At 50.1% G+C, this 12,940-nt stretch carries 9 protein-coding genes; all 9 read left to right on the forward strand.

The features are described from left to right. Positions 1–42 precede the first annotated feature (42 nt). The 9 genes from dnaE (at position 43) to ispD (ending at position 12,908) form a co-directional block, all read left to right on the forward strand. Positions 43–3,522 carry a DNA polymerase III subunit alpha gene (gene dnaE, locus BTA51_RS15105; RefSeq protein WP_094708638.1) on the forward strand — a complete coding sequence of 1,160 codons (3,480 nt, stop codon included), beginning with the start codon at positions 43–45 and terminating at the stop codon, positions 3,520–3,522. Between the two features lie 92 nt (positions 3,523–3,614). Then, positions 3,615–4,571, forward strand: coding sequence for an acetyl-CoA carboxylase carboxyl transferase subunit alpha (gene accA, locus BTA51_RS15110; protein WP_094708903.1), 957 nt, complete (start codon positions 3,615–3,617; stop codon positions 4,569–4,571). Positions 4,572–4,654: 83 nt separating this feature from the next. Continuing rightward, a complete protein-coding gene (tilS, locus tag BTA51_RS15115) occupies positions 4,655–5,899 on the forward strand; it encodes a tRNA lysidine(34) synthetase TilS (RefSeq protein ID WP_094708640.1) in 1,245 nt (414 codons plus the stop codon). A gap of 241 nt (positions 5,900–6,140) precedes the next feature. Beyond that, entirely contained in the window at positions 6,141–6,860 is a 720-nt protein-coding gene (locus BTA51_RS15120) for a hypothetical protein (RefSeq protein WP_094708642.1), read from the forward strand. A gap of 346 nt (positions 6,861–7,206) precedes the next feature. Beyond that, complete coding sequence (locus tag BTA51_RS15125; protein ID WP_094708644.1) at positions 7,207–8,838, forward strand: CTP synthase; 1,632 nt, start codon at positions 7,207–7,209, stop codon at positions 8,836–8,838. 202 nt (positions 8,839–9,040) lie between these two features. Further along, positions 9,041–9,886, forward strand: a complete 846-nt coding sequence (gene kdsA, locus BTA51_RS15130) for a 3-deoxy-8-phosphooctulonate synthase (RefSeq protein ID WP_094708646.1) — start codon at positions 9,041–9,043, stop codon at positions 9,884–9,886. Between the two features lie 201 nt (positions 9,887–10,087). Then, positions 10,088–11,383 (forward strand): phosphopyruvate hydratase, encoded by a 1,296-nt coding sequence (eno, locus tag BTA51_RS15135; protein WP_094708648.1) that lies wholly within the window; start codon positions 10,088–10,090, stop codon positions 11,381–11,383. 322 nt (positions 11,384–11,705) lie between these two features. Further along, on the forward strand, positions 11,706–12,002 hold the full coding sequence (locus tag BTA51_RS15140) for a septum formation initiator family protein (RefSeq protein WP_094708650.1): 297 nt from the start codon (positions 11,706–11,708) through the stop codon (positions 12,000–12,002). A 165-nt stretch (positions 12,003–12,167) separates the two neighbouring features. Continuing rightward, positions 12,168–12,908 (forward strand): 2-C-methyl-D-erythritol 4-phosphate cytidylyltransferase, encoded by a 741-nt coding sequence (ispD, locus tag BTA51_RS15145; RefSeq protein ID WP_094708652.1) that lies wholly within the window; start codon positions 12,168–12,170, stop codon positions 12,906–12,908. The last annotated feature ends 32 nt before the right edge of the window (positions 12,909–12,940 follow it).

Raw genomic sequence — 12,940 nt, forward strand, 5'->3', positions numbered from 1 at the left:
TCGTAGAACCGGTTTGAATCAACGCAAGAGGTTTTTTGCCCGATGGGCGACTTTATTCATCTACGAATCCACTCTGAATTTTCATTGGTCGATGGGCTGGTGAAAATCAAGCCATTGGTCAGCAAGCTGGTTGATATGAAAATGCCGGCGGCAGCAATTACCGACCAGTCCAATATGTGCTGCCTGGTGAAATACTACAAAAATGCGATTGGTGCCGGAATCAAGCCCATTGTGGGGGTCGATGTCTGGGTGGAAAATCCCGAGGAGGAAGAATCCCCTTTTCGCCTGACTCTCTATGCCCGCAATGACAAGGGCTATTTGAATTTGACCGAGTTGGTTTCCCGAGGGTTTACCGAAGGTCAGCACCATGATCGTGCCGTATTGCAAGAGGAATGGATCAAAGCCCAGTCGGAAGGGTTGCTGGCGCTTTCAGGAGCTAGTTTGGGAGATGTCGGTCAAGCGTTATTGGCCGGCAAACCTGATTTGGCTGAGCAGCGTCTGGCTCGGTGGATGGAGATATTTCCTGACGCTTTTTATCTTGAGCTGCAGCGAACCGGACGGGTAGGGGATGAAGAGTGCGTCCATGCCAGCGTTGAGCTGGCTACGGCTACCGGGTGCCCAGTGGTCGCTACCAACGATGTTCACTTCCTTGCGGCGGATGATTTTGATGCGCACGAGGCCAGGGTTTGTATACACGATAGTAAGACCATTGATGACCCCCGCCGTGAGAGGCGCTTCAGCGAAGAGCAGTACCTCAAATCCAGTGAGGAAATGCAGGAGCTTTTCAGCGATATTCCTGAAGCGATTGAAAATACGGTTGAGATTGCCAAGAGATGCAATGTCAGTCTGCGTTTAGGTAAATACTTTCTGCCGAATTACCCAATTCCGGAAGGTATGACGATGGACGAGTTCTTCATCAAGATTACCGAAGAAGGGCTTGAAGATCGTTTGAAATCACTACTAGATCCATCAGATCCGGAATATCAGGAGAAGCGTCAACGATACTATGACCGGTTGAAGTTCGAGCTTGATATCATTATCCAGATGGGATTCCCCGGTTACTTCCTGATCGTTATGGACTTTATCCAGTGGGCGAAGAGCAACGGGGTCCCGGTAGGCCCTGGCCGGGGATCCGGTGCAGGTTCTCTGGTGGCCTACGCGCAGAAAATCACCGATCTGGATCCAATGGCCTATGATCTGCTGTTCGAACGATTCCTTAATCCTGAACGGGTTTCGATGCCGGACTTTGACGTTGACTTCTGTATGGACGGCCGGGACCGGGTTATATCCTATGTGGCAGATACCTATGGTCGTAATGCGGTAAGTCAGATTATCACCTTCGGTACCATGGCGGCTAAGGCTGTGGTTCGGGATGTGGCGCGGGTGCAGGGGAAGCCCTATTCTCTTGGTGATCGCTTATCCAAACTGATTCCATTCGAAGTGGGCATGACGCTGGCCAAGGCTTATGAAGCGGAAGAGCCATTACGTGAGTATCTGGCCAATGATGAAGAAGCTTCCGAAGTCTGGGAGATGGCCAAGAAGCTGGAAGGTGTGACCCGGAACGTCGGTAAACACGCTGGTGGGGTTGTTATTGCGCCTACCAAGCTGACTGATTTCGCCCCTTTATACTGTGATGAGTTCGGTCAGAGCCTGGTGACCCAGTTCGATAAGGACGACGTCGAACAGGCTGGTTTGGTAAAGTTCGACTTCCTGGGGTTGCGGACACTGACAATCGTCAACTGGGCCGTCAATATGATCAACCCCCGGCTGGAAGCTGAGGGCAAGCCGGCGCTGGATATCAACTTTATCCCCATCGATGATGATGCAACCTTCCGGTTGCTGAAGAATGGTGAAACGACAGCCGTTTTCCAGCTTGAATCCCGCGGGATGAAAGAGCTGATCAAACGTCTGCAGCCAGACTGTTTCGAAGATATCGTCGCACTTGTGGCGCTGTTCCGGCCTGGTCCTCTGCAATCAGGGATGGTTGACGACTTTATCAACCGGAAGCACGGCCGCGCCGAGTTGGCCTATCCGCACCCGGATTATCAGTTGGAATCCTTAAAACCGGTCCTGCAACCGACCTATGGAATCATCCTGTATCAGGAACAGGTTATGCAGATTGCCCAGGTGATGGCCGGTTATACCCTCGGGGGCGCTGACCTGTTGCGACGGGCAATGGGTAAAAAGAAACCCGAAGAAATGGCGAAACAGAAAGCCATCTTCGTTGAGGGGAGTATCAATCAGGGCCTTGAAAAGGATCTGGCGGAAAAGATTTTTGACCTGGTGGAAAAATTCGCCGGTTATGGTTTTAACAAATCTCACTCCGCCGCTTATGCCTTGGTGTCTTATCAAACAGCCTGGTTGAAACAGCATTTTCCTGCACCATTCATGGCTGCGGTACTGACGGCGGATATGCAGAACACCGACAAGGTGGTAACGCTGATTGAAGAATGCCGCCGGATGAAGTTGGAGTTGGTGCTGCCGGACGTCAACAACAGTCAATACACCTTCACGGTGGATGACGATAGCCGTATAGTCTATGGACTTGGAGCGGTGAAAGGCTTGGGTGAAGGCCCGGTCCAGAGTGTCCTGGATGCCAGGGCGGAAGGTGGGCCTTTCAGGGATCTGTTTGATTTTTGCAAGCGGGTCGATCTGCGCAAGGTGAACAAAAGAGCTCTGGAAGCGTTGATACGCTCAGGAGCCATGGACAAGCTCGGACCCGGCCGCGCCAGAATGATGGCGTCAATAAATGAAGCGGTGCAGAGGGCAGAGCAACATGCCCGTAATGAAAATGCGGGTATGATGGACCTCTTCGGAGAAGTGATTCCGGAAGCCGAGGCGGATGCCTATTCCGCGACAACCCATATTAAGGAATGGCCGGAGAAGGAGAGGCTCAAGCTGGAGAAGGATACTCTGGGTCTATATTTAACCGGACATCCTTTTGATGAATATGAGCAGGAAGTCCGGCGCTTCGTCCGGACGCCGATATCAGAGCTGCGTCCCGGCAAAGGACTGCAGACAGTAGCGGGCCTTGTTGTGGCTGTGCGTACCATGAAGAGTAAGCGCGGGGGCTATATCGGTTTCGTGACGTTGGATGACCGTAGCGGTCGAATTGAAGTAACCCTGTTTTCCAATGCCTATGAAGAGGCAAAGGAGCTCTTACACACGGATCGAATACTGGTGGTGGAAGGCAATGTTGAGGATGATGAGTACTCTGGTGGCTTGTCTGTTCGTGCAAAATCCGTCACAGATATTAGTCAGGCCCGTCTTAAGTTCGCCAAAGAGCTTATACTATTTCTTAACAAAAACGATTTTAATAATGGTTTCGTTGAGAAATTGGGTGGCGTGTTGGGTGACCCCTTCGATGAAGGTTGCCCGGTTGTCATTCATTATGAAACCGAAACCGCCAGGACCAAGCTCCGTTTGAGCGAGTCCTGGAAAGTGAATCCCAGTGATGATTTGATCCAGGGGCTGCGTGGAATGTTAGGCAGTGAACGGGTCCAGTTGAGGTATAACGGTTGATATGCTTGACTGTACCACCTGAGTCAGACACTGGGGTTGCATGAATACATTAAACGGACATGTGAACACTTATGAGTAATTCAGCCAAGTCTATGAATCTCAATTACCTGGATTTTGAGCAGCCGATTGCCGAACTGGAAGAAAAAATTGAAGAGCTTCGTCTTGTCGGCAACGATAATGAGGTCAATATTTCGGATGAAATTAATCGGCTGAAGGCGAAGAGTGTCAGTCTGACGGAGTCGATCTTTGCGGATCTGTCTCCCTGGGATATCTCAAGGGTTTCCCGGCATCCTAAGCGGCCATATACGCTGGACTATGTTGATTTGATTTTTGATGATTTCGACGAGCTGCATGGCGATCGTAAATATGCTGACGATAAAGCGATCGTCGGCGGTCTGGCCAGGCTAGAAGGGCAGCCGGTGATGGTGATTGGTCACCAGAAGGGACGTGAGATCAAAGAGAAAGTCCGACGCAATTTCGGTATGCCGAGACCTGAAGGGTATCGGAAAGCATTGCGCCTGATGGAAATGGCAGAGCGTTTCAATGTGCCCATCCTGACCTTTATCGATACGCCTGGAGCCTATCCTGGTATCGGAGCGGAGGAGCGTGGCCAGAGTGAGGCGATCGCCTACAATCTGGCGGTAATGTCCCGCCTTAAAACGCCGATCATTTCCACCGTCATCGGTGAGGGCGGTTCCGGGGGGGCTTTGGCCATTGGAGTCTGTGATCGCCTGATGATGCTGCAGTATGCAACCTATTCGGTTATCTCTCCTGAAGGCTGTGCCTCCATTTTGTGGAAGAGTGCGGACTATGCCTCCGAGGCAGCCAAGGCCATGGGGATCACTGCCAGAAGGCTGAAAGAGCTGAACCTGACCGATTACGTGTTGGACGAACCTCTGGGTGGGGCACATCGTAATCCGGAGCAGATGGCCGCCACCATCAAAAGCGCATTGGTAGCCCGTATGGAAGAACTCAACAAGCTTAGTAAGGAAGAGCTGATCAAGCAGCGATACGAGCGCTTAACCTCTTATGAACGCTTTTTGGACTAAGGTGTTTTCTGGATAATCCTGCTATTCACATTGAGCAGTGTTTACGTGAAGCCATCCAATCCCTTCCTGAAGGACGAGATTGGATGGTTGCCTTCAGCGGGGGACTGGATTCTACAGTCCTGTTGCATGCCTGCCACCGTTATTCTCCACAGAAAGCCATTCAGGCTATTCATATTCATCACGGCTTGAGCCCCAATGCAGACGCCTGGATGCAGCACTGTATCGGGCAATGTCATCAATTGGGTATTCCCCTGGTTACAAAAAAAGTGGCGGTGCATTCTGACGGCACCGGCGTGGAAGGTGCTGCCAGACATGCCAGGTATCGCGTGTTTGAGCAAACCCTTCCGGAGAAGGGGCTTTTGTTGCAGGGGCACCATTGTGATGATCAGGCCGAGACAATTCTCTATCGTCTGATTCAAGGGCATGGTGTTCGAGGTCTGGCCGGCATTCCTTCACGAAGGAATATTGGACAGGGAGAATTGTTTCGTCCTCTGCTCGCGTTTACCCGGCAAGAGCTGGAATTGGTTGCCGAATATTGGCAGTTGAGCTGGATTGATGACGAAAGCAATACCGATCCAGGCTATTCCCGCAATTATCTACGTCATCGAGTCTTGCCAGCTATCCGTGCCCGTTGGCCAAAAACTTCCAGTCGAATATCAAATGCTGGCCGCTGGTGCCGTGAAGCATCCGGTATGCTTGAGGATCTTGCCCGGATAGATTTCGAATCATGCCGAGTAGGTGAACAGGCTGATCGACTGCTGATGTCTGGACTAAGGTTATTGTCCGTGCCTAGGCAATACAATCTATTACGATATTGGTTGCAATGTGCCAATATCGAATTAAATGAAAACAAGATGCAGTCTCTTGTGGACTTCATTTTCGGGAAGTCCCCGGAAGGGATCTTCAAAATTCATGATGAATACGGGATTGGTGTTCATCGAGAAACGGTCTATCTGGTGAAGTCCTGTCATGACATCGATATTCCGTATCAGGTATGGAAATTCCCAGGCTTGGTTAATACGCCATTTGGTGAATTGAGGGCCGAAATTCAGGAGGGTGAGGGGCAGGCGTTTCTATTAACACCACCTGCTTCCGGGCAGGAAGTCACTATCCGTATGCGCCGTGGAGGGGAAAAGTTTCGTCCGGCTGGCCGGGGCGGAAAGTGCAGCCTGAAAAAATGGTTGAATGAGCACCATATACCTGAATGGGAAAGGACAAGAATACCATTGGTATTTTACGACGATGTCTTGGTGGCTGTTGGCGATTTGGCGTTGGATTCCGCCTATGCCAGTAAGGAGCAGGGTTACCGCATAATTTGGAGGAGGTGAAACCTAAGGAAGTCAGATCGGGCTAAATACGAAATAACTTGGATCAGGAAAGTAGTTTAAGAAGGAAAAGGAGGAGCGTCCCAAGCGCCTTTAACATTTTGCAAAGCTTTGCAAATTGTCAGCATGGATAGAATGTCAGCTGTGACCATAACAATTACAATGGTCGCAAAATGTAACATACCGTTACTTACTGCTTAGGATTAGGCAGTGCGTCATTTTAAAGTGCATGAAAGGTATATTTATGAATAACATCGGAGTGATGTTGATAGTGTTTGTTTGTTCCCTGATGTTGGGCTGCGGAGGAGGTGGCTCTAGCGGGGGATCTGGTGCCGTTGGGATTAATACTGACGGGGCTGAAGAAGTTTCCACCGATCTGAACCTTGAATTGGAACAGAGCGATCTGGATGCCGTCGACGATAGCGGCGGTGATGTTGTGGGGGTTGTGTTTGACTGCAGCGATGAAGCTTACAGTGAGCTCGGAGGCTGCTGGACTACCGACGATGCAGCAGAAGGTTGTACCGCCTCGGCAGGTGTTGGTGCGGGAGACTACTGGCTAAGTGTTAACGTCGATTTTGAAGAATCTAGTGTCGAGACAAAGAAGCCCCTCAATATCGCTGGGTACTTTTATGATAATGACACATGCAGCGGGACGCCGAAAGTTGTTAAGCGGTTTGATAATTTGTCCTTAGCTTATAAGGTCGGGGATGCATTCAGCGAAGACCTTTCTGCTTATGGTGCGATTAGCCCCAAGTATGCCATTACAGTGTACTCTGAATTAAATGATAAACCTTTCAGTACTGTAGATAGCGCATTTGTCGTCATTGATGACGGCGGTGTGGAAAAAATTTGTTTCGCACCCAGTTTTCAGATTACCGATACCGGATTTTCTCTGTCGGCAAGTGATTCTACAGACATTGATCTGGATGCATACAGCAACTGCCTGATCAGGTTTTCCCCCTAATTAAATAGTTGCAGTTCTCAGGCATGGATGCCTGAATGCTCTTTGTTATACGCTCCCATTTGTCATACTTTTCCGTTTGTCATACGCCCCCCACCGCTTATTTTGACTCCAAATGAGGTGTTGTAGATTCCTCCCCCGTACGATCTTGCCGCTATACAAAATATTTTCTGCATGTAGGCCTTACCCACTTCGGATGACCCTGGATCATATGCCGAAGAAATAATCGCAGTCCACGCACGCTTCTTTGATTGAGCTGGCCTCCGGTTTCTGTTACTCTGGCGTCCCATCTTGAGATGAATATCTCCCTCCAATCCGACTAACATCTTAACGCCAAAACGGGTTCTGCATGACGCGCTATATATTCGTCACAGGTGGGGTTGTTTCTTCCTTAGGGAAGGGCATCGCATCCGCCTCCTTGGCCGCTATTCTCGAAGCACGCGGGCTAAAAGTTACCATCCTTAAACTTGATCCCTATATCAATGTTGATCCCGGAACCATGAGTCCGTTTCAGCATGGGGAAGTCTTCGTCACTGAAGATGGTGCGGAAACAGATCTGGATCTGGGTCATTATGAGCGTTTCATCCGAACGCCGATGACCAAGCGTAACAACTTTACCACTGGTCGCGTGTACGAAACCGTATTGCGCAAGGAGCGCCGTGGGGACTATCTTGGCGGAACCGTACAGGTTATTCCTCATATTACGGATGAGATAAAACGCCGCATCGTGGAAGGGGCGGGCGAGGCCGATGTGGCGCTGGTTGAAATCGGTGGTACGGTCGGTGATATCGAATCCCTGCCATTCCTGGAAGCTACCAGACAGTTGAAGGTGGAAGTAGGGGCCAAGCGGGCGCTGTTCATGCACTTGACCCTGGTTCCTTACATTGCCACTGCCGGCGAAGTCAAAACCAAGCCTACCCAGCATTCCGTGAAGGAAATGCGTTCAATTGGTTTACAGCCGGATATTCTGGTCTGTCGATCCGAGCATAGTATCGATCAATCTTCCCGCCGTAAGATCGCGTTGTTTACCAACGTTGAGGAAAAGGCGGTTATTGCTCTGGAAGATGCCGACAGTATCTACAAAATCCCCCGTATGCTGCACGCACAGGGGCTCGACGAGATTATCGTTGAGCGATTCGGCCTGGAGTGTGGTCCTGCGGACCTCAGCGAATGGCAGGCGGTTGTTGATGCTGAAGCCAGCATGAAAGGCGGTGTCACCATCGCAATGGTGGGCAAGTATATGGATCTGCTGGACGCCTACAAATCTCTGAATGAGGCGCTCAAGCACGCGGGTATCCGTACAGGAAACAAGGTCAATATCAAGTACATTGATTCTGAGCAGGTTCATCAGAAAGGTGTTGAGCTCCTGCAAGGTGTGGATGCCATACTGGTCCCCGGTGGTTTCGGAGAGCGTGGCGTCGAAGGGAAAATCAAGACCGTTCAGTATGCCCGTGAAAACAGGATTCCCTACCTTGGGATTTGTTTGGGTATGCAGGTCGCGGTGATCGAATATGCCCGCCACGTAGCAGGTATGGAAGCGGCGCATAGTACCGAGTTTGATACAAAATCACCGTTTCCCGTTGTCGGTCTGATCACTGAATGGCAGGATGCGAGCGGGGCGACGGAAATCCGGACAGAGCAATCTGATCTTGGTGGTACCATGCGTCTTGGCGCCCAGGAATGTCGCTTGGAAGAAGAATCGCAGGCTTATGCTGCTTATGGCAAGAAGGTGATAGCTGAGCGGCATCGTCACCGCTATGAAGTAAACAACAACCTGCTGCCCAAACTGCAGGAGGCCGGATTGAAAATATCCGGTTGGTCTGCGGATGGTTCTTTGGTCGAAGTGGTGGAAGTACCTGAGCATCCCTGGTTTGTGGCTTGTCAGTTCCATCCGGAATTTACTTCTACACCGCGGGATGGACATCCACTGTTTGAAGGTTTTGTGAAGGCTGCGGTGGCGCATGCTCAGAAGCCTGAATGATAAATAAGACATACAGGTCCCCCGTGGTTTCCGGATATCCCGGGGTCGACTAATGTAGAGGACATCAAGGGCCCACATTTGTTAGAATGTTGGCCCTTTTTATTTTCAGCAATACGGGTTTAATCAGTCTCGGCCGCACTGAGTCCAATATCGCAGATGTTGCCTCGGCCTCGTTAGACCCCCACGGGAAATTCAAAAGCTCATGGCTCAAAAAACTGTCAAGGTTGGTGATATCGAAATTGCCAACGACCGTCCCATGGTTCTGTTTGGTGGGATGAACGTACTCGAATCCAGAGATCTGGCAATGGAAGTGGCGGAAGCTTACGTCAAGGTCACTGAAAAACTCGGTATCCCATACGTATTCAAAGCCTCGTTCGATAAAGCCAATCGTTCTTCCGTCCACTCCTATCGCGGGCCGGGAATGGAAGAGGGATTGAAGATCTTTGAGGAAATAAAGAGCACTTTCAACATTCCTGTGATAACCGATGTCCATGAGCCGTACCAGGCTGCGCCTGTTGCGGAGGTGGCTGATATCATTCAATTGCCGGCTTTTCTTTCCCGTCAGACCGACCTGGTCGTGGCTATGGCCAAGACTGGTCGCGTAATCAATATCAAGAAAGCCCAATTTCTCGCACCTCAGGAGATGAAGCATATTCTGACCAAGTGTGAAGAAGCGGGTAACGATCAGTTGATCCTTTGCGAGCGCGGTTCTTCCTTCGGTTATAACAATCTGGTTGTCGATATGTTGGGCTTCGGAATCATGAAGGCCATGGAATATCCGGTATTTTTTGATGTGACCCACTCTTTGCAGATGCCGGGTGGGCTGGCCAACGCTGCTGGCGGTCGTCGTGAGCAGGTTGCGACATTGGCACGTTCCGGTATTTCAGTTGGGCTGGCTGGTTTGTTCCTCGAAGCTCACCCTGATCCGGACAAAGCAAAGTGTGATGGTCCCTGTGCTCTGAGATTGTCTCAACTGGAGCCTTTCCTGTCTCAGCTCAAAGCGTTGGATGATCTGGTAAAAGGATTTGAAGACCTTAACACCGCATAACGAATAATGAATACCTGGTCTGCTGGTATTCCACCCGGCAGGCCGGTGAGGAATAGAGGGTCAGCCTTGTCGATAAGCAAATACGCAGATAAAGCCAATAAAGACAGCACCGAGGCTATTTGTTTGACAAGGCGAATAATAAAAATTTCAGGGCCAGCATGGCCATTCAGTTACGGTATCTAAATCTTTAGGAGATTAAACATGGCGGAAATCGTCGATATTAAAGGGCGCGAAGTTCTCGATTCGCGTGGTAACCCTACTGTAGAAGCTGACGTTATTCTGAAATCCGGTGTCGTAGGAACAGCATGCGCTCCATCTGGAGCCTCAACGGGTTCCCGTGAAGCGCTGGAGTTACGGGACAAGGATCCCGCACGCTATCTGGGGAAAGGTGTGCTCAAAGCCGTTTCAGCAGTGAATGAAGAGATTCGCACTGCTTTGATTGGTAAAGATGCCGCTGATCAGCGTGCTCTTGATCAGATCATGTTGGATCTGGACGGAACCGAAAATAAGTCCAAATTGGGCGCTAATGCCATTTTGGCGGTATCCCTGGCGGCAGCAAAAGCAGCAGCAGCTGATAAAGGCGTGCCTCTCTATGCGCATATCGCTGAAATTAACGGCACTCCAGGGCAGTTCTCTATGCCCGTGCCTATGATGAATATCCTGAATGGCGGTGAGCATGCCGACAACAATGTGGATATCCAGGAATTTATGGTCCAGCCGGTCAGTGCGACCAGCTTCCGGGAAGCCCTGCGTATGGGTGCTGAAATCTTCCACGCCCTGAAGAAGGTATTGCAGGAAAAAGGCCTGAATACTGCTGTGGGTGACGAAGGTGGTTTTGCTCCAAACTTGCCGTCCAATGAAGCTGCGCTGGCTGCCATCGAAGAAGCCGTGACCAACGCAGGTTACAAACTGGGCACTGACGTCACCCTGGCACTGGATTGTGCGTCTTCCGAATTTTATAAAGAAGGTCAATACAATCTGTCCGGTGAAGGCAAAACCTTCAGCTCTGAGCAGTTTGCCGATTACCTGGCTGACTTGAGCGACCGTTATCCTATCGTCTCCATCGAAGACGGAATGGATGAGAGCGACTGGGATGGATGGGCTGTTTTGACACAGAAACTCGGCGACAAGGTGCAATTGGTAGGCGACGATCTGTTCGTCACCAATACTAAGATCCTGAAGCAGGGTATCGACAAGAACATCGCTAACTCCATTCTGATCAAGTTCAACCAGATTGGTAGCCTGTCTGAAACCCTGGACGCCATCAAAATGGCAAAAGATGCGGGTTACACAGCCGTTATCTCCCACCGCTCCGGTGAAACGGAAGACACGACTATTGCTGATCTGGCAGTTGCCACCAGCGCCGGCCAAATTAAAACCGGTTCTCTGTGTCGCTCAGACCGCGTTGCCAAGTATAACCAATTGCTGCGTATCGAAGAGCAATTGGCCGGCAAAGCGGCATATCGTGGTTTGAAGGAAATTAAAGGTCAGGGCTAATTTTTAGTCAGGATTGAAAAAGGGCCGTAAGGCCCTTTTTTCGTATTACAGGTGATAAAACCGGTGATGCTTTAAATTTTCTATATGAAAAAAATCATTAAATTTATGAATTTATAGGCCAAACTTACTGGAAATTATTAACAGTTATCGACTATATATTTAATACGCTCTAAAATTGTCGGTTCCTTGTTCAGAAATTTCGATGGATCAGGGATTTCCAACACTGGAAATATTACTTGCCCTGGTGGCAGGGATAGTCAGAGCAGCTCTTGCTAATAGGGCTGGGCAGTTCTTTTTAATGGGTTCAGAGTAGTTCTTGTTAATGGGTAAAGGTGTGAAAGCGATTTGGGTGCTTATGGCGACATTGATCGTGTTGCTGCAGTTTCGCCTCTGGATGGGCGAAGGCTCCTATGCGCAGGCGTATAGCCTTTATCAGCAGGTTAAGGAACAAAAGGCAGAAAACGAAACGCTGCATGAGCGAAACCTGCGCCTTGATGCTGAGGTGATGGAACTTAAGCTTGCCCAGAGTGCCATTGAAGAGCGTGCCCGTAATCAGTTGGGGATGGTCTATCCTGACGAACAGTTTTTTCTCCTGATTGAGCCCGATTCTGTCAACTGACCTGATGCTTTCAGGCCGGGTGATTGTGGGGCAGAACTCATTTTTCCTGCCTGCTCCAAAAAAGTCGGGCAAAGGTTTCTCTCAGCGGTTACCATACTCCTCTTGAATCCAGTACCCGGATTGCTGTCTTATGCAGTCTGAACCGCAACTACACACCAGAAACAGATGTCGTTAATACCGCCCTCCCAGTCCAGCGAACTCAAAAAGAAACTATGGGTTATTGTGCCTGCCGCCGGCGTAGGCAGGCGATTTGGAGGAAGCCTTCCGAAACAGTATTTGCCATTAGGGGACAAATTGGTTCTGGAGCATACTCTGGACAAATTACTCTCCGTACCGCAGATCGAGCATGTTTGGCTCCCGGTGAGTGAGGCTGATGAGGTCTGGCCTTCCCTGGCACCGGGATACAGCGACAGAGTCACCGTCGTACGCGGAGGTGCCGAACGGGCTGACAGCGTCATGAATGCTATGGAAGCTGTCAGTGGCGAAGCTCAGGATGATGACTGGGTATTGGTCCATGATGTCGCTCGGCCTTGTATCAGGTGTCAGGATGTTGAAGCCCTGATCAAAGCCGTTGAAAACAGCGAAGTGGGCGGCTTACTGGCTGTTCCGGTAACGGATACCCTGAAAAAGTCAGACTCGGCTGGTTGTGTTGAAAATACAGTTCCTCGTGATTCTTTATGGCGAGCCTATACTCCGCAAATGTTTCGCTTCGGTGTTTTGTGGCGTGGTATGGAGGAGGCAATGGGAAGCGGGAGGCTTGTTACAGATGAAGCCTCGGCGGTGGAGTATCTCGGTTATAAACCGATATTGGTGGAAGGACATAGTGACAATATTAAGATCACTCATCCGCAAGACCTCTCCCTCGCGTTAATGTTTCTGCAGCGGATTCAGCAAGAAGAATCATGATTTATATACCCATGCCGGAAAAGTCTTTTGTT

Source organism: Hahella sp. CCB-MM4, assembly GCF_002260525.1.
Classification (GTDB): Bacteria; Pseudomonadota; Gammaproteobacteria; order Pseudomonadales; family Oleiphilaceae; genus Hahella.